Below are 24406 nucleotides of genomic sequence, written 5' to 3' on the forward strand. Positions count from 1 at the left end.
GGGCCGAACCGGCCAAAAAATGGCTCAAAAAGCCGTGCTAGCATACGCCGTTCGCGCGGGCACCGCTCCCGCCCCCCCGACGCCATGCTGATCGACGACTTCCTGCCACGCTTTGATTTTCGTGAGTCTCACACGATCGCCATTCGCGCGCCGTCCGCGGTCATTCTGGATTGCGCGCAACGCCAGAGCGCGCAGGACGACCCGTTGATTCGGCTGGCGATCCGGCTCAGAGAAACCCCCGCGCGGTGGCTTGGCCGCTCAAACCGGCCGCCGCTCGATCTCGGCGACTTCACGTTCCTCGGCCGCGACGCCGACCAAAGTCTGGCCTTCGGTCTGGTCGGCGCGTTCTGGCAGAGCGATTACGGATTGGTCGCAGTCCGCTCGCCGGACGCCTTCCGCCACATCGACAACCACGACGTCTGCCAACTCGTGATGGGCTTCGACGTGCAGACGAACGGCAGGGAAGACAGCATCCTCACGACGGAAACGCGCGTCTTTTGCCCTACACCCGCCGTCTGGCGCAAATTCGCCCCGTACTGGTATCTCATCCGCCCGGTCAGCGGCCTCATCCGGCGCCGCATGCTGGCGCGTATTCGCCGCGAAGCGGAAAGCACCGAACGCAGCATCGAACGTCAGCCCTGACGTCGGTTCGGAGACCGGCATACCGCGTCGCGCCCGGCCCAGCAGCTCCCGGTCCCCGTTCCATTCCCCAAAATCCTTCTTGCGTCCCGTTGTCACTCACGGTCATAATGCGATTAATTCTCATTTAATTTTTCCGTGCGCAGATGCGGCGGGCTGCCGGAAGACTGCCGTGGTTGCGCATTACTACACCGAGCTGGTCAACTTCTTCGCGAAGTCGCTGAACAATCGCGACAACGCGAAAGACTTGGTGCAAGAGGCCTATGCGAAGGTGCTCGCTTTGCAGACGCGTGGCACGGAGATTCGCGACTGGCGCGCCTTGCTCTATCGCACCGGCAAGCACCTGATCGTGAGCGACGCGCGCCGCCATGATGCCGAAGCGCGCATGCTCCAGACGCTGGCGCTCATCGGTGCCGAGCATGCGCCGTCCGCCGAACATCACGTGGATATCCGGCAGCAACTCGAGCGGCTGCTCAGCCGTCTGGAGCGCATGCCACGCAAACGCCGCGACGCATTCATCCTAGTGCGCATTCACGGCATGAGCTATGCCGAAGCCGCTGGCCACATGCAGGTCTCCCTCGAAGCGATCGACAAGCACGTCGTGCGCGCCGTCATGGATTGCGTGAGCTACCGCCCATGAACGCCCGCGCTACCCGAACTCCCGGCACTCCCGAATCTGCCGACACCACGCCCAATACGCCCAATACGGCCAATACGGCCAATACGGCCAATACGGCCAATACGCCCGCCTCGCGCGCGTTGAAGCCGTCTCGCCGCCAGATCGCCCACGCGCTCTCGCTCATTGGACGCACGCACCACGGCGACGCCGATGACGCCGCTGCCGCCGCGCGCGAACTCGCCGGCTGGCGAGCCGAAGCCCCCGTGCACGATGCCGCCGCCGGTATTGCCCAATCGTATTGGGAACAGACCGACGGCACCGCGTTGCGCGACCGAGTCGCCGTGCCGAAGCGCAGCGATGGCGCAGCGCGTCACTCTCGCCGCCAGATGCTGACGTGGCTTGGCGTCGGCGGGCTCGCCATCGTGTTCGGCGGCGCTGCGCGGCGTCAGTGGTTGCAGCCGACGCTGACACTAGCGCTGCGCACCGGCAAAGGGGAAGTGCGCCCGCATACGTTGCCCGATGGCAGCGTCGTGACGCTTGCACCGCACACCGACGTGCAGATTACCTACTACCGCAACCGCCGCGAGTTTCAACTCTCGCGCGGCGGACTGCATCTCGACGTGCAACCCGATACGTCGCGGCCACTCAGCGTTGCCACGCAGTTCGGCAACGTGCGTGTGCTGGGCACGGTCTTTACCGTGGCGCTGCGTGACGACGGCATGGACGTGGCCGTCGCACGCGGACGCGTCGCCGTCTGGGCGCGCTCGCCCGATGGTGAGGTCCATGTGAATCGCGACCCCGATGTCACGTTGGGTGCCGGTCAGGCCGTGGGGACCACGCCGCGTGGCATCGGCTCGCCACAAGTCGTCACGTCGCAGAGTGTGGGGGCTTGGCGCGAAGGATGGCTGGTCTTTCAGGCCACGCCGCTGCCGCAGGCCATCGCGCAGTGGAACGACTTTCTCGCGCAACCGGCGCAATCGATTCGCATTGCCGATACCGATGTCGCGGCATTGCGCGCGTTGCAACTGACGGGCACGTTCCCGGTGTCCGACCCGGCGGGCTTTCTCCAAGGCCTGCCCGCGATGCTGCCGGTGCGGGTGCGCCGGGAGAACGGTCAGGCCGTCATCACGGCACTTCGCTAAGTCCAAAAAACTTTTTGTCTGTCTTTTGCGTTCTCGTGCGTCTTCACCGGGTAAGCCAACAGAAGACTCACGGAAATGACCAGACATCTGCACGCTTTGCCCAACTCGAAACGCTCGGCCACGACGCCATATTCCCGCGCGATGGCTCGCGCTATTGACCTTCGCCGCGACCGGCAGGTCTGGCAACGCGCCACGCTCATCAGCATTGCCGTCGCCTGCCTGTGCGCGGCGTCGATCCCGATGGAAGTGCGTGCTCAGACGCCCGCGGCCGCCAACGCGAGTGTGGCCGCCATGCCGCTCGACTTGTCGCTGCCCGCCCAACCGCTCGCCCTCACCATCGACGCGCTGGCGCGTCAGTCGGGCGTGGGCATCGGCTACGACGCGAGCCTCGCTGTCGGCAAGGCCGCCCCAGCGCTGCAAGGCCGCATGACACTGGGCGACGCCCTCGCACGGGCGCTCGCCGGTTCGGGCCTCGCGGTGAGCATCTCGGGCCGCACGGTGTCGATTCATGCCGATACGGTGGCGTTGCCCGCGACGGTCGTCACTGCCGGTGCGCAACGTGTGACCGAGGGCACCGGCTCGTACACGACACGCGTGACCGATGGCGCAACGCGCATGGACCTGTCGTTGCGCGAAACACCGCAATCGATGACGGTCATCACGCGCCAGCAGATCGAAGACCAAAACCTCATGTCGCTGACCGACGTGCTGCGGCAAACGCCCGGCATCGTGGTCGATACGCTCGACGAGCGGGCGAGCTTTTCGTCGCGTGGCTTCGATCTCGCCACCATGATCGACGGCGTGCCGACACTCTCGTACGACACCATCGCCGGCATGCGCAATCTGCTGAGCATGGTGATGTACGACCGGATCGACGTGATCCGCGGACCGGCCGGTCTGCTCAACGGTGTCGGCAATCCCGGCGGTGCGATCAACCTCGTGCGCAAGCGCCCGGGTAAGGACTTCGCAGGCTACGTCACCGCCGGTGGTGGATCATGGGGCCGCTACGACCTCGAAGCCGACGTGGGCGGCAAGCTCAACGAATCGGGCTCGTTGCGCGCACGCGTGGTCGGCTCGCACACGGCGGGCAACAATTTCGTAGACGACAAGCGCTCGCGCGAAGACGTGTTCTACGGCATTGTCGAAGCCGACGTCACCGACAACACCACGATCTCGGTCGGCTACGAGTATCAGAAGAACAAGATTCACGGCGCCAACTTCGGCCAGAGCCCGCTGTTCTACAGCAATGGTGCCGCGACCAACCTGCCGCGCTCGTTCAATTCGTCCACGCCGTGGAGTCTGTGGAACATGACGACGGATCGGGTCTTCATCGATCTCGACCATCGTTTCGACTCGGGGTGGAAGGTCAAAGCGGAAGGCTCGTGGACGCGCAATCAGCGCGAGCGCTACAGCGGCGACATCTGGCTGTATCCGGCCAACATCGACGCCAACACGCAGATGGGCACGATGCAGCTCGCGAGCAATCCGGCGTACGGCATCAACAAGGCATTCGACGTCTACGCAACGGGGCCGTATCACTTGTTCGGGCGTACGCATCAGGCGACGTTCGGCGCGAGCATCAACCACAACGACTACCACTACGGCAACGATTCGGCGGTGCCGAATGCGTTTGACCGCCGTCCGGTCAACATTCTCGATCTAGGCAGCATCGCCATGCCGTCGTTCGCCTATCCGCTCAACCGGCTTGGCGGCACGACGCAGCAAACGGCAATCTACGCCGCCACGCAGATCAAGCCGATCGATCGCGTGTCGGTGATTCTCGGCGGCCGCTTCACGTGGTATCGCGCCACGTCATGGGCGCGTTACTGGAACAACGGCACGAACGGTGCCATGGTGACCGGTGCGCCGATCGAGCAGAACGCCGTGTTCACGCCGTACGCCGGGCTGGTGGTCGATGTCAGCGAAGACTTCTCGCTGTATTCGAGCTATACGAGCATCTTCACGCCGAACACCGTGCAGGACACCTCGGGCAATACGCTGGCGCCCAAGCGCGGCAACAACATCGAGCTGGGCCTGAAGGGCGAGCATTTCGGTGGACGCCTGAATACGGCGGTGGCGATTTTCCGAACCTATGAAGACAACCTCGCCGTGGCCGACGGCACGCTCACGCCGGGTGGCACCGCCGCCTACAAGGCGGTGAGCGGTGCGAAGACGCAAGGCTTCGAGGCGACTGTCGCAGGGCAGGTGCTGCCGGGCTGGCAGGTGCAGGCCGGCTATACGTACAGCGCCAAGCGTGACCGTAGCGGCGCGCTGGTCAACCCGACGTATCCGCAGCGGCTTCTGCGCATTGCAACGACGTACCGACTGCCGGGCGTACTCAGTAAGGTGACGATCGGCGGCAGCCTGAGCTATCAGAGCGCGATCACGTATGTGGAGACGTACAGCGGGCTGACGGCGCGTCAGGGCGGCATCACGCTGATCGATCTGCTGGCACGCTACGACGTGACGCGTCAGTTGAGCGTGTCGCTCAATCTCGGCAACGTGACCGATAAGCGCTATTGGGCCGGGTTGGGTGGCTACAACGGCTACACCTACGGCGCACCGCGTAATGGCTGGGTGAAGCTGACGTATCGCTTCTGAGCGGAGGTGATTCACACGAGTGATCCGCGTGAGCGCCAGACCCGGCAGCGGGCCTGAGCGCGCATCGCGGACGCACTCAAAACCCGACTTGCTTCAGGAATTTATCGAGGGGCACCGACCACATCTTGCCGCCGTAGGTGAGCAGCATGTGGCCATCGTGACCGGGCAGGTCATCGGTGTGGACGAACTGCACCGGGCTGCCCCCGGCGGCGAAGGCGTCGAACCAGCCTTTCGGCGCGTCCGGTCCCCAGTACTGGTCGTTCTTCGCATAGAGCCACAGACCGGGGATGGTCGTGGTCTTGCCCATCTCGCCGTAGATCGCCTTCATTTGCTCCGGGTCGCAGCTATGGCCCGGTGCCTTGTCGGGTGAGCCCCCGGCGCCGCCCGAAAAGTTGATATAGGCGACGACTCCGGGCGGCCGTGCGGCGGCCGTTGCCACCGTCGTGAAGCCACCGACCGAGCGGCCTTCCAGCACGATGCGGTCCTTGTCGGCCCACGGTTGTGCTCGTGTCCAATTCACTGCCGCCAGATTCGCCTCGGAGGTGACCTTCCAGAGTTGACGGAAATCGGGGCGGCGCTTGCATTCCCCCGCATTGCCGAACGACGCGCCCGAGTTCTCCCGATCAGGGCCGCCCGTCGCGCCGTACCCGACACGAATCGGTGCGACGATCGCGAAGCCCTTTCTGAGCCAGAACCGCACATGGCCCTGAAGGATCGGGTGGTCCAGTTTGGCGCGCACCAAAGGGTCGCCGGAGCGGCCATGTTCGAAGATCAGGACGGGGAACGGGCCAGCGCCGCTGGGTTTGTAGACTTCGGCGCGCATCGACACGTCGCCGCCGAACGTGCCGGCACCGGGCAGCGGAATGGCGACGATCTCTGGTTTGATCTCAGCCGTAGCCGTAGCCGCAGTCGCGGCAGGGGCCTCGGACTCGTTTTCCTCTGCGTGTGCGTACGGTGTGCTGGCGAGCAGCGTCATTGGCAGCATGGCTGCGAAGATCACAGCGCGGTAGAGGAGGGGAAGTCGGCGAGGCAGCAGGCGAACGCGTGGCGTGGCGGGCATCATTTTTATATTTGCCTTCAGCGAGGAAATGCGGCGAGGAAACACGGCGAGTGAGCGTGACGAGTGAGCGCGATCCGGTTCGCCGACATACTACTCCCGCCAAATGCCACCGGGAACGGGTTACGAGGCGTGCCGCACCGGCGATGTGTTATGCCGTATTACTAGGCTTACTAAGCTTACGAAGCAAAGTAGCGCCCCGGCGTGGTGTTGAAAGTGCGTCGGAAAAGGGCGATGAATGCACTGGCGTTGTCGTAGCCCAGATCGAGCGCTACGGTGTTCACCGGCTGGCCCGCCGCCAGCAGTTCCACCGCACGAAGCAGCCTAGCGCGCTGCCGCCACGCGGTAAACGTCAGCCCGGTTTCTTCCACAAATCGGCGGCTCACGGTGCGCGGTGCGGTATTGGCCCACGCGGCCCATTCGTCGAGCGTACGCGCGTCGGCCGGGTTGTCGACGAGCGCGGTGGCGATGCGTCGCAAGCGCGCATCGCCCGGCATCGGCAGCAGGAAGGTGTCGGCGTCGCTCGCGGAAATCTCGTCGAGCACCACGTTGACGACGCTCGTCTGACGGCGATCCGGTTGACCCAGATCCCACTCGGCCGCGCGCAACACTGCCTCGCGCAGCAGGCCGGTCACTTCGATGGCGCGCGGCGTGTCGGGCAGACCGCCGCATTGATCGGGGCGCACGTACACCGCCCAGCCATAGAACGGCCCGTGCGAAAACGCCGCATGCGGATGATTGGGCGGAATCCATACGGCGCGTGTCGTGGGAATGACCCACGTGCCGAAGCTCGTGCGCACGGTCAGCAACCCGGCGAGCAGCCCGAGCAATTGCCCCGAATCATGCTGATGCGTTTGCGACCCGCGCGGCTCGTCGATGCGTCCCATCACGGCGATGAGCGGCGGGTCCGTCGCGTCCATGCAATGCACGCGCGCGATCTTCGGCAGCAGATGTTCGGGATAGGTCATGACGGGGGTGATTCGTTGGGTGCGCGCTAATTGTGGCGCATCTGCGCTATTGAATGGCAGAAATAATCTATCAGTGCCACCGGCCCCGGCGATATGCTGCGTCAGCAAACCTGTGAAGGAGGGTACGTCTATGACACACACCGCTATCGATCTCGATCAACTCTACGACCCGCCGTCGGAGATGATCGTCAAAGGTGTCATGCCGAGTCTGTTGCCGTTTCACGTCGCATATCTGAAGGCGGCCACGTTCTTTTGTCTTGCCTCGGGCAGCGCACAGGGGCTCGATGCCTCACCGCGCGGCGGCGAACCCGGCTTTGTTCACGCGCTCGATGACAAGACGGTGGCGTTTGCCGACTGGCCGGGTAACAACCGCATCGCGTCGCTGCGCAATCTGAGCGAAGACAGCCGCATTGGCATGCTGTTTCTGTTTCCGGGACTGGAGGTTTTCATGCGCATCAACGGGCATGGCCAGATTTCCACGTCGCCCGATTTGTTGGCGCGGCTGAAGGAAAACGAGCGCACGCCGAAGACAGCTATCGTCGTCACGATCGACGAAGTACTGTTTCACTGTGGCAAAGCGATCAACCGCGCGAAGCTCTGGCGGGCCGAGTCGCAACTCGACCGCAAGGCGGTGCCGTCGTTAGGTGAGATGAAGGCCGCGCTTACCGGTATCGATAAGGCAAAGGCGCAGGAGATGGATGAAGGGTATTACCGCGCGGTGCGAGGCAATCTCTACTGAGCTGACGGCGTTTGTTGCGCCGGCGGAATGACTCAGTTTTGCGCCGCCGATTCTTGCGCGCGGCGAAGGCGTTCGCGGCTGTTCGTCAGGTGCGTGCGCATGGCCGCGCGGGCAGCTTCCGGATCGCGGCGTGCGATCGCATTGTAGATGTCTTCGTGCTCGCGGTTCACGCGATTCAGATACGTCACCTGATCGTCGTCGGCGAGCGCAGCGGAGTTCACGCGGGTACGCGGAATGATCGTGTTGCCGAGCTGTTCGAGGATGTCGTGGAAGTAACGATTGCCGGTGGCGGTCGCCACTTGCAAGTGGAACGCGACGTCGGCCGTTACGGCATTGCCGGTGCGCTGACGCACGTGCATCTCGAAGTCGTCGAGCGCCTGACGCATGAGCTTGAGCTGCGTGTCGGTACGGCGGTTCGCCGCCAGCCCGGCCGCTTCGGTTTCGAGCGAAATGCGCAACTCCAGAATGGCCAGCACGTCGAGCATCGTGAGGATGCTGTTGGTGTCCACCTGCAACGCGTTTTCGCGCGGCGCTTCGAGCACGAAGGTGCCGATGCCGTGACGCGTTTCCACGAGTTGCGCCGCTTGCAGTCGCGAAATGGCTTCGCGGACCACGGTGCGGCTCACGCCCAGACTTTCCATGATGGCCGACTCGGTCGGCAGCTTGTCGCCGGGCCGGAACGTGCCGGCGCGAATCTGCTCGGACAAGGCGCTCACCACCTCTTCCGTGAGGCTGCGAGACTTGCGGCGAGGACGTGCGGGCAACGAGCTGTTCATGGACATGGCGTCGGATAAAGAGGTGATGACGAAAAAAACGCCCCCAGTTTACCTTATCGACCGTCGCATACATACGACAACCGATAAGAATCGACCGCCGACGCCAGATAAGGCACCGACGGCCCAACGTGCGCCTTCTCGCGACCACTCATGAAGCGCAGGCCGGCGCGCGCACGGCGCCGGCCATCAGGACAAACAACAAGCAGGGAGACGTCAGAAGTCGACGCGGATACCCAGCATGCCGACGAACTGCGAGCTCGTCGACGACGGCGTGCCGTTCTGCGAGTCGCCCACCACCGGACCGGCGTTGATGATGCTCGTGGCGTTCGCCGAGAGCGACTTGCCATTGGCGTGCTGCCACGCTTCGAGCGCATACAGCGACGTGCGCTTCGAGAGCGAATACACCTGCGCCAGCGAGACCTGATGATAGGTCGCGGCATCGTTGATGCCGTTGGCCTTCGACGCTGCCGTGTAGCTGTACGCGGCGGCCAGACGCCATTGCGGCGCCACGATCCACGACGCATGCACACCGGCCGTGTTGAAGATTGCCGTGTCGTGGAACAGCGACGCGGCACCCGGCTTGTACTGCACGTTGCTGTAGCTCGCGCCGAAGGTCAGGCCGCCGATGGTGTACACGCCGGCAAACGCGATGTGTTGCAGCACGTCGGCCGTGACATAGCCCTGATTGACGGCCGAGGTGCCGTACGTGCCGGTCGATGCACTGTTCCAGCTCGTGCCGCCGCCACCCACGTTGTTCATGCGCAGATAACCGGCTGCCAACGACAGCGGGCCGCCGTCATAACGCAACGCGCCGGAATACGTGTTGCCCTTGCTGAACGCGCCCGGTTGTCCGCCGAAGCCGTATTGCAGGCTGGCCGTCACGCCCCACAGCACCGGCGACGTGTACGTCACGGAGTTGTTGATGCGGATGGTCGTATCCAGACCGTCGATATCGCCCGGGTGTGCGCCGGTTGCGCCCGTGACGTAAGCGACCGGGCCGATCGTGCCGACCATCAGGTAGTACGGCGTGTACTGGCGGCCGATGGTGACGGTGCCGACGGTGTCGTTCTTCAGGCCCACGAAGGCCTGACGATTGAACATCACACCCGACGAGCCGAGCGTGCCGTTGTTCACGTCAAAGCCGTTTTCCAACTGGAACAGCGCCTTGGTGCCGCCGCCCAGATCTTCGGTGCCACGAATGCCCCAGCGGCTGCCTGCCAGATTGCCGTTGCGCAGATACGTGTTGGACTTGCCGTTCTGGTTGCTGCTGTACGTCAACGCATCGTCGACGATCCCGTACAACGTGACGTTCGATTGTGCGAACGCCGGTACGGCGCCGGCGGCGAGCCCGGCCAATGCGAGCCCGGCAATCAGTTTCGTTTGTCTCACGACATCTCCTCAGGTGGTGTGTTTTCTTGTGTTTCTGAAATTACGGTGCATCGGTGCTTCAGTACTTCGGGACTTCGGATACGGCGTGTGCAGGGTTCAGAAGCAGATTCAGAAGCAGGTTCAAAAGCGCGGCGCCTTGCCGCTCCAGTCGGGTTGGTACTTGCGCATCTGAACCGCGTCGTTACGGGTACGCACCCCGCAACGCAGGTACTGCTCGTGCAGCTTGGCCAACTGGTCCTGATCGATCTCGAGCCCGAGCCCCGGGGCCTTCGTGAGCGCCACCGCGCCATTGCGGATCGCGATCTTGCCGCCGCGCACGACTTCCTCATCGGCCGCCTGCCACGGGTAATGCGTATCGCAGGCATACGACAGGCGCGGCACGCTCGCGGCCAGATGCGTCATGGCCATCAGGCTGATGCCAAGGTGCGAGTTGGAGTGCATGGAGAGGCCGAGATCGAACGTCTCGCACATGCGGGCGAGCACTTGCGTATCGCGCAGACCGCCCCAGTAGTGGTGATCGGACAAGATGATCTGCGCGCCGTTGACGCGCACGTTCTCGCGGAACTGGCGCAGATCGGTCACGACCATGTTGGTGGCGAGCGGCATGCCGGTTGCGCGATGCAGTTCGGCCATGCCTTCGAGCGTGGGCGTCGGGTCCTCGTAGTACTCGAGATCGCCCTCCAGGTCGCGGCCCATCCGGATCGCCGTGGCGAGCGACCAGTTGCCGTTCGGATCGATGCGCAACGGCTTGTCGGGAAAGGCGCGCTTGAGCGCCTTGAGACACTTCACTTCTTCGTTCGGATCGAGCGCGCCGGCCTTGAGCTTGATGCTGCCGAACCCGTAGGCGTCGATCATGGTGCGGGCTTGCGCGACCAGTTGCGTGGCGTCCAGCGTCTCGCCCCAAGGGTCGGGCGCATACGGGTTGTCGATGTGCTGTGCGTACTTGAAAAACAAGTACGCGCTGTACTGCACCTCGTTGCGCACGGCACCACCGAGCAATTCGACCAGCGGAATGCCCAGATGCCTCGCCTGCACATCGAGGAACGGCACTTCGAAGGCGGAGTAGATCTTCTCGGCGTCTTTGCGCGGGTCGGTGCCCGGCGCCAACTCGTACTCGACGCGCTCGCCACCTACACCGCGCGCCACCACTGCGACCACCCGGGCACGCAGGCCGTTGGTGTCGAATGGGTCCATGCCGATCAGGTGCTCGCGGGTGTTTTGCAGCAGCGTGAGCACCGGTGCGTCGCCATACGTCTCGCCCAGCCCGACGTGCCCGTTATCGGTCTCGATTTCGATGATGGTGCGCAGGGCGTAGGGCTCGTGGATACCGGCTGCGTTGAGCAGCGGCGGGTCGCGAAAGGCAATCGGGGTGATGGTGATGCGCTGGATTTTCACGGTGTCTCGGCCTCTTCTGCGGCACCGTAATCTGCGGTGCGCTGATATCTTTTACGTCATCGTATGACTGGCCGTAATTTAGGTGACGCATTGGACGTCTCTCTATCGGTGTTTCCCCTGATCATTGTCGCTATTCCCCACTGAAATAAGGCTTTAAAAGCAATAAAAACAAAGGTATCTCGTCATCCTAGGGAAATCTCTGACGTGATTCCCGGCGTCTCCTAATTGCAAAATGACAACGTCAGTCATATGATGACTTACGAGAAATTTAACCAAAAGAGGAGACAGCATGGCCTTCAGCCGCAGGGGATTCTGGCAACGCACGCTAGGCGCACTGGCATGTGCCGCCGTAGTGGGGAGCATCGCGAACACCGCCGCTGCCGCGCCGGTGACGCTCAACATCGTGGACGTGGCGGGCAACCTCGCGCTCACGCAGAAGGGCTTCGAAGCGTTCCGCGACAAGTACCCGGATCTGGTCTCCCGGATCACCTTCACCAACGCACCGGCCCCGCAACTGCCGGGCAAGATCAAGGCCATGCAGGCCGCCGGCCGCGCCGACATCGACATCGTGCTGACCGGCACCGATGCGCTCGCCGCCGGTATTCAGCAAAACCTCTGGCAACGTCTGCTGCCCGATTACAGCGCCCAACTGCCGGGCGTGCTCGACAAGTACGCGCCGAATGTGCGCGCGATGCAGGAACTCTCAAAGGGCTATGGCCTCGCCGTGACCTTCATGCCGGCGGGCCCGTTGGTGGAATTCAACCCGGCCAAGGTGAGCAACCCGCCGAAGACGCCCGCCGAATTGCTCGCGTGGTGCAAGGCGAACCCGGGCAAGCTGATTTACGCGCGTCCGGCCAACTCCGGCCCGGGCCGCACGTTCCTGATGGGCCTGCCGTACCTGCTCGGCGACAAAGATCCGCATGATCCGATCAAGGGCTGGGACAAGACGTGGGCATTCCTGAAAGAACTCGACACGTGCATTCCGTACTACCCGGGCGGCACGTCGGCCGTGATGAAGGAACTGGGCGAAGGCAGCCGCGACATGACCCTGACGGTCACGGGCTGGGACATCAACCCGCGCGCGCTGGGCATCGTGCCGGCCAGCTTCAAGGTGCAGGCGTTCGACAAGTTCACGTGGGTGAACGACGCGCATTACATGGTCGTGCCGAAGGGTGTGTCGAAGGAAAAGATGGACGTGATCATCAAGCTGATCAACTTCATGCTTGAGCCGGCACAGCAGGCGCTGACGTATGACGATGGCTACTTCTACCCGGGCCCTGCCGTGAAGGACGTGCCGCTCACGGCCGCCCCCGCGAAGAGTCAGGAAGTGATCGCCAAGTACGGCCGTCCCGAGTACACCAAGCTGATCGCGGACTTCCCGCACGCCGTGCCGCTCGACGCTACCGCGATGGTGGCGGCCTTCCAGAAGTGGGATGCCGAGATCGGCGCTCTGAAGTCGAAATAAGTCGCTAAATAAGTCGGCCGATTCACAAGGGTTTCGTCATGAAGCACAACTTTCAGCACCTGCGCCTCGACAACGTTGCGCGTAGTTTCACCAACGCCGAAGGCCAGTCCGTTGCTGCACTGAACGGGCTGGACCTGACGATCGAGCGGGGCGAGTTCATCGCCTTGCTCGGCCCGTCGGGCTGCGGCAAGTCCACGGCGCTCAACTGCATTGCCGGGCTCACACCGCTCACGGGCGGCGCGATCTGGCTCGATGACGAGCGCATCGACGTACTGCCCAGCGAGAAGCGAGGCTTCGGCATGGTGTTCCAGAACTACGCGCTGTTTCCGCACATGACCGTGCTCGAGAACGTGGGCTTCGGTCTGCGCATGCGCGGCGTGCCGCGGGCCGAGATCGAGAAGCGGGCGCGCGACGCCCTGCAACTCGTGCAACTCGTGGGGCACGAGCGCAAGCTGCCCGGTCAGCTCTCGGGCGGGCAGCAGCAGCGCGTGGCCATTGCGCGCGCCATCGTGATCGAGCCGCCGGTGGTGCTGATGGACGAACCCTTGTCGAATCTCGACGCGAAGCTGCGTATCGAGATGCGCGCCGAGATTCGCCGCATTCACGGCAAGCTCGACCGCGCCACGATCTACGTCACGCACGATCAGGATGAAGCGCTGTCGATGGCCGATCGTATCGTCGTGATGAAAGAAGGCGTGGTGCAGCAGATCGGTATCCCGCGCGACGTTTATTGCCGTCCGCGCAATTTGCACGTGGCGCGCTTCATGGGCTATCGCAACGTGCTGGACTTCTCGGTCACGTCGACGCAGGGCGATCACGCCCGAGTGTCGGCGGGCGGCGCGTCGTTCGAGGGTGTGCTGATGGAGTCGCCGAACGGCGGCAAGGTCAGTGTGGCGATTCGCCCGGATGACTTCGAACGTGCGCAAGCGGCCAACGACAACGCGTTCGAGGCCGTCGTGGAAACCGTGGAATACGGCGGCCACGACTCGCTGCTGCGCGTGGCGTCGCCGTTCGGCCCGCTCTATGCGCGCCTGCCCGGCGACTTCGCCGTGGGCGAGCGTGTGCCGCTGCATGTGCCGGCGGATCGCACGCTGGTCTACGCAGGAGAGCGGGCATGAGTGCCGCTACGTCTTCGGCACCGGTGGCCGAGCGCGGTGAGCGTGGGTGGCGCTTCGATGCGCGCGGCTGGCTGGTCGTCCCGGCGCTGGCGGTGCTGGTGGCGATGTTCGTGTATCCGTTCGCCTATGGCCTGTTCCTGTCGTTCCAGCCGATGGACGGCGGTGGCATATTCGCGAACTATCTCAAGTTCTTCACCGAATCCACGCTCTGGCCGACCGTCTGGATCACGCTCAAGCTCGCAGTGCCGGCCACGCTGATTAACGTGGGCATGTCGATTCCGGCCGCGTTTGCGCTGCGTCGCAACACACCCGCGGCTAAGTTCGTGACGATGCTGCTCGTCGTGCCGGTCACGCTGGGCACGGTGCTGATTGCCGACGGCATGTTGACTTACTACGGGCCGAACGGCTGGTTTCCGCAGGCGCTGCACGCGTTGCATTTGTACAGCGACGAAGTGCGCCTGACGCACAACTACTGGGGCGTGCTGATCTCACTGGTGATCTCGGGTTTCCCGTTCGCGTTCCTGCTGATTCTGTCGTATGTCACGGGTATCGATCCGACGCTCGCCCGCGCAGCAGGCACGCTCGGCGCCGGGCCGTGGGAGCAGTTCCGGCTGATTTATCTGCCGTTGCTCGTGCCGGGCTTGACGATGGCGGCGTGTCTGTCGTTCGTGCAGGCGTTTTCGGTGTTCCCGTCGGCAGTGCTGCTCGGGGTGCCGGCCGGTGCCACGCGGGTGGTGTCGATTGCGGCGTACGAAGCCGCGTTCGAGAGCTACGACTATTCGCTCGCCTCGTGCGTGGCGATCGTGATGGGCTTTGTGCAACTGCTGATCGTGGCGGGCATGCTCGGCGCACGCCGGGCGTTCTATAGCGGTCCGACCTCGGGAGGCAAAGGATGAGCGCCGCAGACAAACCTCTGGCCGGTGCCATGGCCGTGCAGAACGGAGATTTCATGACCACGCCGTCATCCACGGGCAATACCACCGCGTCTCGCGAGGCAACGGCCACGCGTCGTAATTCACGCCGCGAAGGGCCGGGCGCGCGTATCTGGCGCGTGCTGGTGTGGGGCGCGATGATCTTCTTCCTCGTGAATGTGGGCCTGATGATTGCCACCGTCACGATGAACTCGGTGGCCACACGCTGGTTCGGCACGCCGTTGCCGGAGAGCTTCACGCTGCATTGGTATGCGCAGGCGTGGAACGACTTTCAACTGGCCAACGTGCTTTGGGTGACCTTTGAAGTGGTGGGTGCGGTGGTGTTGCTGTCGATTGCGTTGGGTGTGCCTGCGGCCTATGCGTTGGCACGCGCGCAGTTCCCGGGCAAGCGCATTGCGATGCTCGTGTTTCTGCTGCCGCTGATGGTGCCGCCGGTGACGTACGGCATTCCGATGGCGACCGTGCTCTACAAGATCGGCCTTGGCGGCACGCTCTCGGGCGTGATTCTCGCGAACCTCGTGCCGTGGCTGCCGTTCGTGATTCTGGTGATGACGCCGTTCATCGAGCAGATCGATCCGAATCTCGAAGCCGCCGCCCGCATCTTCGGTGCCAACACCTTCAAGTACTTCCGCCACGTGCTGCTGCCGCTGCTGGTGCCGGGCATGCTCGCGGCGGGGCTGCTGGTGCTGGTGCGCACGATCGGCATGTTCGAGCTGACGTTCTTCACGGCGGGGCCCGACACGCAGACGCTGGTCGTGGCGTTGTACTACGCAGTGTTTTCTACCGGCGTGCGAGCGCCGCAGTCGATCGATGCGATGGCGATGATCTACATGGCGATCACCTTGCTGTGGGTGCTCATCGCGCTGCAATTCGTGAGCCCGACGCAGTTGGTCAGCCGCGTGAAGGAAGCGCCGAAGGGCGAGTAGCCGAAAGCAACGAAACGAACGAAAGCAACGAAAGCGAGTTTGTCAGGCAGGTGCGCCGAATATCCCCCGGCGCGGTCTGCCCGGTGACGGCCATCCGAGGGGGCTCGGATGGCCGTTGTCGTATGCGACGGCGAAATGTAAATGTTGCACTGCACCTAAGGGCGCGGCGTAAAGCGGCCACGGGCGTCTGCGACAAGCGGAAAATATCGATAGCTCGCGATGGAATAAAGCGCTGCGGGCGAACGTTCTGTAAATGTCGACACCGACAATTACCTGAGGAGCCAATCTGATGAACCAACGTCAATCGATGTCCGCTGTTCTGACCGCTCTCGTCGTCGCCGCCGGCGCGTTTGCCGCCACCGCTGCGCACGCGGAAGTTCCGTTCAAAGCCTCGAACGGCATGATGGTCGACGGCCAGAACCGTACCGTCTACACCTTCGACAAGGATGTGGCCGGCAGCGGCAAAAGCACCTGCAATGGCCCGTGTGCCGAGGCCTGGCCGCCGGTGATGGCCACGTCGGGTGCCGCCGCAGAAGGCAACTACACGATCATCACGCGTGACGACGGCATGAAGCAATGGGCCTACAAGGGCAAGCCGATGTATCTGTTCACGAAAGACGCCGCCCCGGGCGACATGAAGGGCGAGGGCTTCAAGGACGTGTGGCACACCATCAAGCCCTGAGTGAAGTGAAGGAAGTAAATTTGGTGAGCGAGGCGTTGGGGTGTCTGAACCATTTCACGCAGGTGACCCAACGCCGGCTGGGCGAAGCGGGAGGCCGCGAATGCGAACTCCCGCCGGGCAGGTTTCGCGGCGGCTCAGTATAATTTCGCGGCGTACGCTGGCGGTCATCGCCAGCGACGCTTCGGACTGGCTTGCCGCCAGGCACCCTCCGCCAGGAAATTCGCCGATGACCGGTCAGGATTTGCCCAGCATGCTCCCGGGCCTGCTGCCTCGCCTCTGGGCATTCGCTCTGCGTATCGCGGGCGATCGCCACGATGCCGAAGACCTCGTGCAACGCGCGTGCGTGCATGCGCTCGAGCGCGTGCATCAATGGCAGCCCGGGACGTCGGCATTGAGCTGGATGTACAGCATCGTGCATACCACGTGGATCAACGAGATTCGCTCGCGCCGCGTGCGCTCGCGTGGCAGCCTCGCGTGGGAAGACGCCGACGTGGAAACGGTGCCCGACCTGCACGCCGCGACGCCGGAAGATCTTGCCAGCTACCACCAGGTATTCGGTGCCGTCGACCAGTTGCCGGAGGCGCAGCGTCTTGTGGTGCTGCTCGTCGCGGTCGAAGGCCTGAGCTATCAGGAGGCCGCGCAGGTGCTCGACGTGCCCATCGGCACCGTCATGAGCCGTCTGTCACGTGCCCGGCGCACCATCGGCGACCGGTTCCGCAACCCTGAGGGGCAACCCCGCCGGATCGACAACACGGCCGGCGCACGTGAGGAGGACGCGTGATGAACGAAGACGATATCCGCCTGCTCGCGTACGTCGATAACGAACTGGCCCCGGCCGAACGCGCCGAGGTCGAGGCCGCACTGGCCGCATCGCCGGTGCTGGCCGATGTGGTGGCCTCGCTGCACGCATCGCGCCTGCCGTATCGCGAAACTTTCGCGGCGCAGTCGCTGCCCCCTGTTCCCCAAAGCCTGAGCGCCAATCTCGATGCCTTGCTGCGCGCGCATGCGCAACGTCAGCCGATGGGCTCGGGGGCAGGCGAGGGGGGCATCAGTGGCGGCGGCATTGCCCGACCGGCCGCTACTGTCGCGAACGATGAACCGCCAGCATCGTCGGCGTCATCGAACACGTCGGCACCGGGGCGCCGTGTGCGTCCGTGGTGGCTGGCCGCCGCCTTTGCGGCCGGTGTTGCCGCGACGGCCGTCACGATGCCGCTGCTGCCGGGGGTGTTGCAGAAAGCCGGACTCGGCGGCGCGGTGCTGACCAGCGCCACGACACCGCCGCCGAAGTCGCCGCAAGGGGTGACGTGGGTGCGCGCCGCCGCCGAGTATCAGCAACTCTATGCCCGCGACACCGTCGCGTCGACGCATGTGGACGACGGCGACACCGCGCGCACCGTGGCGGATATTCAGCGTGACGACAAGCTCGATATCCGCGTGCCCGATCTGAAGGCGCAAGGGCTGACGTTCAAGCGTGTGCAACGGCTGCGCTGGCAGGATCGTGCGCTGGTTCAGATGGTGTATCTGCCCGAGAAAGGCGACCCGATCGCGCTGTGTGTGGTGAAAGATCCGCGTCCCGATCAGGGCGTAGCCGAGCAGCACATCGACCGCATGGGTGTGGTCACGTGGCGTAAGGGGCAGGTCGGGTATGCGTTGATCGGTGCGCCGGGTTCGGCGGACCTGAAAGCGATTGCGAGCGCACTCGCCGAAGGGCCCGTGACGCCGTTGTACGGCTGGCTGATGTCACCGGGGCTGTCGATGGCCGCAGCCGAGCGCCCGGCGTCCTGAGCGTTCAAAGCGACAGGATGTTCGGCAGCAGCGGCCGGTTGAGCCGCTGACTCCACCACTTCAGCGCTTCACCCATGCGTTCGGTGCGCCATGCCAGCCAGAAGGTTTCGGGCGGGCGTGGCTCCTCGACCTGCAATTCCACCAGCGCGCCGCGCGTCAGTTCCGCGCACACGCAGGCGCGCGGCAGAAAACCGTGCCCCAGTCCTGCCAACTGCGCCGCAATCTTCGCCTGCATGCCGGGCACGGTAATCCGCCGTTGGCCCAGCAACAGCCCCACTGAACGATCGGCCAGCGAGCGTGCCCCGTCGCCCACGACGATAGCGGTGTTCTCCAGCAGATCGTCCCGCGTGAGCGGGCGCCCCAGCTTGGTGAACGGGTGGGTGGCGCTCACGCAGAACGCGAAATCCAGCGTACCGATCGCCACCGCCTTGTAGCCGCCGCTTGCCGGCCCTTCCCCGGCGGCCACGACCAGATCGGCCCGCCCTTCACGCAACAACTCCCACGTGCCCGTGAGCGTCTCTGTGCCAATGCGCAGACGCGTGCCGCATCTCAAATCTTCGAAGGCGCAGATATCGGGATTGAAGGCGCTCGTGGGGATCAGCGAATCGTGTACCAGCCGGATTTCCGCCTCGTAGCCGGTGGCGATCTGCCGCATGCGCGATTCGAGCTGGCCGGCAGCCGCGAGCAGCCAGCGGCCCTCCTTGAGCATTTCCTGTCCCGCGTCGGTGAGCGTGACGCGCGGGCCGTTGCGCACGAACAGCGCAATGCCGAGCTGATCTTCGAGCTTGGAGACGGCGTAAGAGATGGTCGACGGCACCTTGTGCAGCCGCTCGGCCGCTGCGGCAAACGAGCCGTAGCGCGCGATGGCATCGACGATTTCGATGGCTTCCAGAGACAGTTTGAGCACGGGTGAATCTCCAAAAATTCCATCATCGAAATTTTCGATGATAAGTCGACAAAACCTTCAACCTTGCGGGCCTTGATTCCGACGAAACTTCTTCCAACGCGGCGGGAAACACAGACGAAAGCATACATGAGCCGCTGATGTTGACTTAGTGAATTTTATCGAACAGCAAGACGCAATTCCCCGTTCATTTTTTCTTTTTCTGACATTAGGAGACTTACCATGGCCCTCACCCAACCCGTCGCCGTTGCCAAGCCCGGTGCGCTGTTGCTCACGCCGCAGGACCACACGCTGATCATGATCGACTTCCAGTCGCAAATGGCCTTCGCTACTCACTCCATCGACGCCGTCACGCTGCGTAACAACGCGGCGCTGGTCGCCAACGCTGCTGCCGGTTTCGGCGTGTCCACGATCCTCACCACCGTGGCGGAAAAGAGCTTCAGCGGCCCGATGTTCGACGAAGTGACTGCGCCGTTCCCCGGTCAGGCGATGCTGGACCGCACCTCGATGAATACGTGGGAAGACGAGGGCGTGATCCGCCGCGTGAACGAGATCGGCAAGTCGCGCATCGTGCTGGCGGGCCTGTGGACCGGCGTGTGCATCGTCGGGCCGGCCCTCTCGGCGATCGATCAGGGCTTCGAGGTGTACGTGATCACCGACGCCAGCGGCGATGTGTCGACCGAGGCGCATGAGCGTGCCGTCGAGCGCATGATTCAGGCGGGTGCCCGCCCGATGACGGCCTTGCAGTATCTGCTTGAGTTGCAACGCGACTGGGCGCGCACCGACACGTACGACATGACCACGGGCATCGCGAAGAAGTGGGGCGGCGCTTACGGTATCGGCATCAACTACGCCAAGACGATGTTCAACGCCCACGAAGCCTGATCGGGAGCGTCACAATGAAGCCCTACCTTTTGTCACTGGCCATCGGGATGCTCGTTGGCGTGATCTACGCGCTGTTCCACGTGCGCTCACCGGCCCCGCCGGTCATCGCTCTGGTAGGGCTTCTCGGGATTTTGCTCGGCGAGCAGATCCCGCCGCTCGTCAAAGGGTGGATTAAGCCTGAGACTGTGACGACCTCGTGGTTGCGCCAGCAGGTCAAGCCGCATGTGTTCGGCGAATTGCCGCGCTGCGACAAGACCGACATCGCAGCCACGCCCTCCATGCCCTCCACGCCCTCCACCCAGAAAGACCGCACCTGATCCTCCCGGTAATGCGACGCGTCACTTCGTAAAACAAAGGAAACCGACATGCACGACACGACCGCCTCGACTGCCCCCGACCTCATCCTGCACAACGGGCGCTTCACCACGCTGGACCGCACCAATCCGACGGCGAGCGCCGTGGCCATCAAGGACGGCCGTTTCGTGCGCGTTGGCCGCGCCGAAGACGTGCTGCCGCTGGCCGGCAGCGCCACCCGGGTGGTCAATCTGCAAGGCAAGCCGGTGCTGCCCGGCTTGATCGACAATCACCTGCACATCATTCGCGGCGGGCTCAACTTCAATCTGGAATTGCGCTGGGACGGCGTGCGCAGTCTGGCCGACGCCATGGGTATGCTCAAGCGTCAGGTGGCGATCACGCCCGCCCCGCAATGGGTGCGCGTGGTGGGCGGTTTCACCGAACATCAGTTTGTCGAGAAGCGCCTGCCGACCATTGCCGAACTCAACGCGGTGGCCCCGGATACCCCCGTCTTCATCCTGCACCTTTACGACCGTGCGCTGCTCAACGGTGCAGCGCTGCGCGCCGTGGGCTACACGCGAGATACCCCTGCGCCGCCGGGCGGTGAAATCGTGCGCGACAGCGCAGGCAACCCCACGGGGCTGCTGCTGGCCAAGCCGAATGCCTCCATCCTTTACGCCACGCTGGCCAAGGGCCCGAAGCTGCCGCTGGAGTATCAGGTCAACTCCACGCGCCACTTCATGCGTGAGCTCAATCGGCTGGGCGTGACCGGCGCCATCGATGCGGGCGGCGGTTTTCAGAACTACCCCGAGGACTATCAGGTGATCCAGCAGTTGGCCGACGCGGGCCAACTCACGATCCGGCTGGCTTACAACCTGTTCACGCAAAAGCCGAAGCAGGAGAAGGAAGACTTCCTGAACTGGACCGCGACGTCCACGTACAAGCAGGGCGACGATTACTTCCGTCACAACGGCGCGGGCGAGATGCTGGTGTTTTCCGCGGCCGACTTCGAAGACTTCCGTCAGCCGCGCCCGGACATGGCGCCCGAGATGGAAGGCGAACTCGAAGAGGTGGTGCGCGTGCTCGCGCAGAACCGCTGGCCGTGGCGCCTGCACGCGACTTACGACGAAACCATCGAACGGGCGCTCGACGTGTTCGAGAAGGTCAACCAAGACACGCCGCTCGAAGGGCTGAACTGGTTCTTCGACCACTGCGAGACGATCTCCGAGAAATCGATCGACCGCATCGCAGCCCTCGGCGGCGGCATTGCCGTGCAGCACCGGATGGCCTATCAGGGCGAGTATTTCGTCGAGCGCTATGGTGCCGGTGCGGCCGAGGCCACGCCGCCCGTCAAACGGATGCTGGAGAAGGGCGTGAATGTGTCCGCGGGCACCGACGCGACGCGTGTGGCGAGCTACAACCCGTGGGTATCGCTGTCGTGGCTGGTCACGGGCAAGACAGTGGGCGGCATGCAGCTTTACCCGCAGGCGAACTGTGTGGACCGCGAGACTGCGCTGCGCATGTGGACCGAGAAGGTCACGTGGTTCTCCAACGAAGTCGGCAAGAAGGGCCGCATCGAGGCAGGCCAGTTGGCCGACCTGATCGTGCCCGACCGCGACTTCTTCGGCTGCCCTGAATCGGACATCGCCGACACGACGGCGCTGCTCACGATGGTCGGCGGCAAGATCGTCTACGGTGCCGGGCCGTTCGCGTCGCTCGACGAAGGCACGCCGCCGGTGGCCATGCCCGACTGGTCGCCTGCACGCACCTTCGGCGGCTATGCCGGTTGGGCCGACAAGGAAGCGCCGGCAAACGGCACGCCGATGCAAAAAGCACTGCACAACGCAGCAGCAGCGTGCGCCTGCGCCAACAACTGCAACGTGCACGCGCACCAGCACGCCACGGCGTGGAGCAGCAAGCTGCCGGTGTCTGACCTGAAAGGTTTCTGGGGCGCGTTGGGATGCGCCTGCTGGGCGGTGTGACGATGCGCCCGTCAACCGTTGCGCGTTGGCAACCCGCGCCAGCCTTGCGGTGGATTGCCCTGCTGTTGTTGTGCGCCGCCTACTTGCAGGGCGGCTTGGACAAGGCGATGGACTTCGATGGGGCCATCGCAGAGATGCAGCACTTCGGCGTGTCGCCGGCGGCGCCGATGGCCGCTGCGGTCATCGTGCTTGAGTTGGGCGCTTCCGCGCTCATTCTCTCGGGCATCTACCGCTGGCTCGGTGCCGTGGCGTTGGCGGCGTTCACGCTGTTCGCCACGTTCGTGGCCCTGCGCTTCTGGGAGATGCCGCAGCCCGGGCGCTTCATGGCTGAGAACGCGTTCTTCGAGCATCTGGGTTTGGTCGGCGGTTTTCTGCTGGTGGCATGGCACGACTGGAAGTCACGTGCGGATGCCTGAACGACAACGGTAAGTGCTTCGTTTTTTCGATCTTGTTTCCTCACTCTTTTGGAACGCCCCATGACCACGTCATCCGCGCCGATTCAGGTACACGACAACCCGGCGAAGCACCGCTTCGAATATCTGGCTGAAGGCGAGCACGCCGTTGCGATTTATTCGATCGAAGGCAACGTCATCACGTTCATCCATACGCTGGTGCCCGACGCATTGCGCGGGCAGGGCATCGCAACGAAGCTGGTGCTCGCGGGGCTCGCCTCTGCGCGTGAGCGCGGGCTTCGAGTGATTCCGCAGTGCCCCGTGTTTGCGGCCTACATGCGCGCCCATCCTGAGACGCACGATTTGCTGGCCGAAGAAGGCCGCGTTTTGCTGGGTCTCTGAAGTCAGACGACATGGAGCTGTCATGACATCGCCTGCTGCCACCGATTCGATTGACGTCCAACATCCCCGGGTTCGACTGCTCGGGCTGGCCTACTCCGCGCGCGCGTTCGAGATTCGCGACTTCCTGAGCCGAAGCGTCGTCACCTACGATTGGGTCGAACTGGACGAGGATGCCGCGCGCCGCATTCCCGGTATCCGTGGGCTGGACGATCCGGGCCTGCCGGTGTGCGAATTCCCCGACGGCACCCGGTTATTCAACCCGAGCGTTGCCGACGTTGCCAAGCGGCTCGGATGGGTGGAAAAGCCCCGGCGAAAGACGTACGACGTGTCGATCTACGGTGCCGGCCCGGCCGGGCTGAGCGCGGCGGTGTATGCCGCGTCCGAAGGCTTGAGCACCGTGCTCGTCGAGCGCGATGCGATTGGCGGGCAGGCGGGCAACTCGTCGCTGATCGAGAACTATCTGGGCTTTCCGCAGGGTATCAGCGGCGGCGAACTGGCCGAGCGCGCACGCCAGCAAGCGGTGCGTTTCGGCGCGGAGATTCTCCGGCTGCGCGAAGGTATCTATGCCGTCTTTGGCGACGGTGGCATTCACGTCGATCTGGCTGACGGCACACAGCTTTGCGCGAGCACCAACATCTGCGCGACCGGCATCGAGTGGCGCCGGCTTGGCTTCCCGGACGAAGCGCGATTGCAGGGGCTCGGTCTCTTCTACGGCGCTGGCGCCAGCGAAGCGCCCATGTGCGCCGGTGAAACGGTGTATGTCGTGGGCGGCGGCAATTCGGCAGGGCAGGCGTCGATTCATTTGGCCGCGTATGCCCGCGAAGTCGTCATTCTGGTGCGGGGCGCGCGCTTGGCGGATACGCTGTCCGACTATCTGATTCAGAAGATACAGAACACGCCCAACATTCGAGTCGTTGTCGGCAGCGAAGTGAGTGCGCTGCATGGCGGCAATTTTCTGGAAGCGATCACGGTTCGCGAGCGGGAGCGCGGCACCGAGCAAGTGCTGACGACGCATCATCTGTTCGTTTGCATCGGCGGGCTGCCGAATACCGATTGGGCCCGCGACACGGCCATCGCGCGCGATGCGTCCGGTTATCTCGTCACGGGCCCCGACCTCACGCCCGCGATGCTGGCAACGGCGCGCTGGCCCTTGGCGCGTGCACCTTTTCCACTCGAAACCAGTGTGCCCGGTTCCTTTGCCGTGGGGGATGTGCGGCATGGTTCCATGAAGCGCGTCGCGTCCGCGGTGGGCGAAGGCGCGATGGCTGTTGCGTTTATCCACCAGCATCTCGCAACCCTCTGAGGAGAGATCGC

General features: G+C 64.0%; 24 protein-coding genes. 18 read left to right on the plus strand and 6 right to left on the minus strand.

All coding sequences use genetic code 11. The features are described 5' to 3' along the window. Positions 1-84: 84 nt before the first annotated feature. From PIN31009_RS19430 to PIN31009_RS19445, 4 genes are all read left to right on the plus strand, one after another. Positions 85-642, plus strand: coding sequence for a hypothetical protein (locus PIN31009_RS19430; protein ID WP_150791336.1), 558 nt, complete (start codon positions 85-87; stop codon positions 640-642). A gap of 169 nt (positions 643-811) precedes the next feature. Beyond that, entirely contained in the window at positions 812-1279 is a 468-nt protein-coding gene (locus PIN31009_RS19435; protein ID WP_150791337.1) for a sigma-70 family RNA polymerase sigma factor, read from the plus strand. Beyond that, positions 1276-2400, plus strand: a complete 1125-nt coding sequence (locus tag PIN31009_RS19440) for a FecR family protein (RefSeq protein ID WP_150791338.1) — start codon at positions 1276-1278, stop codon at positions 2398-2400. The genes PIN31009_RS19435 and PIN31009_RS19440 overlap by 4 nt, the downstream gene beginning before the upstream one ends. Before the next feature lie 75 nt (positions 2401-2475). Further along, the gene (locus tag PIN31009_RS19445) at positions 2476-5001 is read left to right on the plus strand and encodes a TonB-dependent siderophore receptor (RefSeq protein WP_246185762.1); all 2526 of its coding nucleotides are present in this window, start codon (positions 2476-2478) and stop codon (positions 4999-5001) included. Positions 5002-5077: 76 nt separating this feature from the next. Here the strand turns inward: PIN31009_RS19445 and PIN31009_RS19450 are convergent, their stop codons facing one another. Then, positions 5078-6064 (minus strand): dienelactone hydrolase family protein, encoded by a 987-nt coding sequence (locus PIN31009_RS19450; RefSeq protein WP_246185763.1) that lies wholly within the window; start codon positions 6062-6064, stop codon positions 5078-5080. 173 nt (positions 6065-6237) lie between these two features. Then, positions 6238-7026: a helix-turn-helix domain-containing protein gene (locus tag PIN31009_RS19455; RefSeq protein WP_150791339.1), complete on the minus strand. Its 789-nt coding sequence runs from the start codon at positions 7024-7026 to the stop codon at positions 6238-6240. Positions 7027-7156: 130 nt separating this feature from the next. Here PIN31009_RS19455 and PIN31009_RS19460 point away from each other — a divergent pair, with 130 nt between their 5' ends. Further along, on the plus strand, positions 7157-7765 hold the full coding sequence (locus tag PIN31009_RS19460; RefSeq protein WP_150791340.1) for a pyridoxamine 5'-phosphate oxidase family protein: 609 nt from the start codon (positions 7157-7159) through the stop codon (positions 7763-7765). A gap of 32 nt (positions 7766-7797) precedes the next feature. Here PIN31009_RS19460 and PIN31009_RS19465 read toward each other — a convergent pair whose 3' ends face one another. The 3 genes from PIN31009_RS19465 to PIN31009_RS19475 form a co-directional block, all read right to left on the minus strand. Next, positions 7798-8541, minus strand: coding sequence for a FadR/GntR family transcriptional regulator (locus tag PIN31009_RS19465; RefSeq protein ID WP_087691286.1), 744 nt, complete (start codon positions 8539-8541; stop codon positions 7798-7800). Positions 8542-8754: 213 nt separating this feature from the next. Then, the gene (locus PIN31009_RS19470; protein ID WP_246185764.1) at positions 8755-9930 is read right to left on the minus strand and encodes a porin; all 1176 of its coding nucleotides are present in this window, start codon (positions 9928-9930) and stop codon (positions 8755-8757) included. Between the two features lie 120 nt (positions 9931-10050). Continuing rightward, positions 10051-11325, minus strand: a complete 1275-nt coding sequence (locus PIN31009_RS19475) for a glucarate dehydratase family protein (RefSeq protein WP_150791341.1) — start codon at positions 11323-11325, stop codon at positions 10051-10053. 289 nt (positions 11326-11614) lie between these two features. On the opposite strand from PIN31009_RS19475, the gene PIN31009_RS19480 reads away from it, so the two are divergent. The 7 genes from PIN31009_RS19480 to PIN31009_RS19510 all read left to right on the plus strand — a co-directional run bounded on the left by PIN31009_RS19480 (position 11615) and on the right by PIN31009_RS19510 (position 18233). Further along, positions 11615-12790 carry an extracellular solute-binding protein gene (locus tag PIN31009_RS19480; protein WP_087691288.1) on the plus strand — a complete coding sequence of 392 codons (1176 nt, stop codon included), beginning with the start codon at positions 11615-11617 and terminating at the stop codon, positions 12788-12790. 38 nt (positions 12791-12828) lie between these two features. Continuing rightward, positions 12829-13908 carry an ABC transporter ATP-binding protein gene (locus PIN31009_RS19485; protein WP_150685764.1) on the plus strand — a complete coding sequence of 360 codons (1080 nt, stop codon included), beginning with the start codon at positions 12829-12831 and terminating at the stop codon, positions 13906-13908. Then, a complete protein-coding gene (locus PIN31009_RS19490; protein WP_150685765.1) occupies positions 13905-14804 on the plus strand; it encodes an ABC transporter permease in 900 nt (299 codons plus the stop codon). Before PIN31009_RS19485 ends, PIN31009_RS19490 begins: the two co-directional genes overlap by 4 nt. After that, positions 14801-15766 carry an ABC transporter permease gene (locus PIN31009_RS19495; protein WP_150791342.1) on the plus strand — a complete coding sequence of 322 codons (966 nt, stop codon included), beginning with the start codon at positions 14801-14803 and terminating at the stop codon, positions 15764-15766. Before PIN31009_RS19490 ends, PIN31009_RS19495 begins: the two co-directional genes overlap by 4 nt. A gap of 289 nt (positions 15767-16055) precedes the next feature. After that, entirely contained in the window at positions 16056-16448 is a 393-nt protein-coding gene (locus PIN31009_RS19500; protein WP_150791343.1) for a COG4315 family predicted lipoprotein, read from the plus strand. Positions 16449-16674: 226 nt separating this feature from the next. Beyond that, the gene (locus tag PIN31009_RS19505) at positions 16675-17229 is read left to right on the plus strand and encodes an RNA polymerase sigma factor (protein WP_058375918.1); all 555 of its coding nucleotides are present in this window, start codon (positions 16675-16677) and stop codon (positions 17227-17229) included. Next, a complete protein-coding gene (locus PIN31009_RS19510; RefSeq protein ID WP_150791344.1) occupies positions 17229-18233 on the plus strand; it encodes an anti-sigma factor family protein in 1005 nt (334 codons plus the stop codon). The genes PIN31009_RS19505 and PIN31009_RS19510 overlap by 1 nt, the downstream gene beginning before the upstream one ends. A gap of 4 nt (positions 18234-18237) precedes the next feature. Here PIN31009_RS19510 and PIN31009_RS19515 read toward each other — a convergent pair whose 3' ends face one another. Then, entirely contained in the window at positions 18238-19140 is a 903-nt protein-coding gene (locus tag PIN31009_RS19515) for a LysR family transcriptional regulator (RefSeq protein ID WP_058375916.1), read from the minus strand. Positions 19141-19359: 219 nt separating this feature from the next. Between PIN31009_RS19515 and PIN31009_RS19520 the strand changes: the two genes are divergently transcribed. Genes PIN31009_RS19520 through PIN31009_RS19545 form a run of 6 tightly spaced genes read left to right on the plus strand, consistent with a single transcriptional unit; the run spans position 19360 to position 24395 of the window. Next, positions 19360-20022 carry an isochorismatase family protein gene (locus tag PIN31009_RS19520; protein WP_150791345.1) on the plus strand — a complete coding sequence of 221 codons (663 nt, stop codon included), beginning with the start codon at positions 19360-19362 and terminating at the stop codon, positions 20020-20022. 14 nt (positions 20023-20036) lie between these two features. Continuing rightward, complete coding sequence (locus PIN31009_RS19525) at positions 20037-20339, plus strand: DUF1427 family protein (RefSeq protein ID WP_150791346.1); 303 nt, start codon at positions 20037-20039, stop codon at positions 20337-20339. A 48-nt stretch (positions 20340-20387) separates the two neighbouring features. Continuing rightward, positions 20388-22298: an amidohydrolase gene (locus PIN31009_RS19530; protein ID WP_150791347.1), complete on the plus strand. Its 1911-nt coding sequence runs from the start codon at positions 20388-20390 to the stop codon at positions 22296-22298. Positions 22299-22300: 2 nt separating this feature from the next. Further along, on the plus strand, positions 22301-22714 hold the full coding sequence (locus PIN31009_RS19535; protein WP_150791465.1) for a DoxX family protein: 414 nt from the start codon (positions 22301-22303) through the stop codon (positions 22712-22714). A gap of 60 nt (positions 22715-22774) precedes the next feature. Then, positions 22775-23092: a GNAT family N-acetyltransferase gene (locus PIN31009_RS19540; RefSeq protein WP_150685773.1), complete on the plus strand. Its 318-nt coding sequence runs from the start codon at positions 22775-22777 to the stop codon at positions 23090-23092. A gap of 22 nt (positions 23093-23114) precedes the next feature. Next, positions 23115-24395, plus strand: a complete 1281-nt coding sequence (locus PIN31009_RS19545) for an NAD(P)/FAD-dependent oxidoreductase (protein WP_150791348.1) — start codon at positions 23115-23117, stop codon at positions 24393-24395. Positions 24396-24406: the final 11 nt, after the last annotated feature.

Origin of the sequence: Pandoraea iniqua (assembly GCF_902459685.1) — a bacterium.
GTDB lineage: Bacteria > Pseudomonadota > Gammaproteobacteria > Burkholderiales > Burkholderiaceae > Pandoraea > Pandoraea iniqua.

Coding starts and splice junctions, on each gene's coding strand:
- PIN31009_RS19430 (WP_150791336.1), top strand. CDS start 85: ATGCTGATCGACGACTTCCTGCCACGCTTTGATTTTCGTGAGTCTCAC.
- PIN31009_RS19440 (WP_150791338.1), top strand. CDS start 1,276: ATGAACGCCCGCGCTACCCGAACTCCCGGCACTCCCGAATCTGCCGAC.
- PIN31009_RS19445 (WP_246185762.1), top strand. CDS start 2,476: ATGACCAGACATCTGCACGCTTTGCCCAACTCGAAACGCTCGGCCACG.
- PIN31009_RS19450 (WP_246185763.1), bottom strand. CDS start 6,064: ATGATGCCCGCCACGCCACGCGTTCGCCTGCTGCCTCGCCGACTTCCC.
- PIN31009_RS19455 (WP_150791339.1), bottom strand. CDS start 7,026: ATGACCTATCCCGAACATCTGCTGCCGAAGATCGCGCGCGTGCATTGC.
- PIN31009_RS19460 (WP_150791340.1), top strand. CDS start 7,157: ATGACACACACCGCTATCGATCTCGATCAACTCTACGACCCGCCGTCG.
- PIN31009_RS19465 (WP_087691286.1), bottom strand. CDS start 8,541: ATGAACAGCTCGTTGCCCGCACGTCCTCGCCGCAAGTCTCGCAGCCTC.
- PIN31009_RS19480 (WP_087691288.1), top strand. CDS start 11,615: ATGGCCTTCAGCCGCAGGGGATTCTGGCAACGCACGCTAGGCGCACTG.
- PIN31009_RS19485 (WP_150685764.1), top strand. CDS start 12,829: ATGAAGCACAACTTTCAGCACCTGCGCCTCGACAACGTTGCGCGTAGT.
- PIN31009_RS19490 (WP_150685765.1), top strand. CDS start 13,905: ATGAGTGCCGCTACGTCTTCGGCACCGGTGGCCGAGCGCGGTGAGCGT.
- PIN31009_RS19495 (WP_150791342.1), top strand. CDS start 14,801: ATGAGCGCCGCAGACAAACCTCTGGCCGGTGCCATGGCCGTGCAGAAC.
- PIN31009_RS19500 (WP_150791343.1), top strand. CDS start 16,056: ATGAACCAACGTCAATCGATGTCCGCTGTTCTGACCGCTCTCGTCGTC.
- PIN31009_RS19505 (WP_058375918.1), top strand. CDS start 16,675: ATGACCGGTCAGGATTTGCCCAGCATGCTCCCGGGCCTGCTGCCTCGC.
- PIN31009_RS19510 (WP_150791344.1), top strand. CDS start 17,229: ATGAACGAAGACGATATCCGCCTGCTCGCGTACGTCGATAACGAACTG.
- PIN31009_RS19520 (WP_150791345.1), top strand. CDS start 19,360: ATGGCCCTCACCCAACCCGTCGCCGTTGCCAAGCCCGGTGCGCTGTTG.
- PIN31009_RS19525 (WP_150791346.1), top strand. CDS start 20,037: ATGAAGCCCTACCTTTTGTCACTGGCCATCGGGATGCTCGTTGGCGTG.
- PIN31009_RS19530 (WP_150791347.1), top strand. CDS start 20,388: ATGCACGACACGACCGCCTCGACTGCCCCCGACCTCATCCTGCACAAC.
- PIN31009_RS19535 (WP_150791465.1), top strand. CDS start 22,301: ATGCGCCCGTCAACCGTTGCGCGTTGGCAACCCGCGCCAGCCTTGCGG.
- PIN31009_RS19540 (WP_150685773.1), top strand. CDS start 22,775: ATGACCACGTCATCCGCGCCGATTCAGGTACACGACAACCCGGCGAAG.
- PIN31009_RS19545 (WP_150791348.1), top strand. CDS start 23,115: ATGACATCGCCTGCTGCCACCGATTCGATTGACGTCCAACATCCCCGG.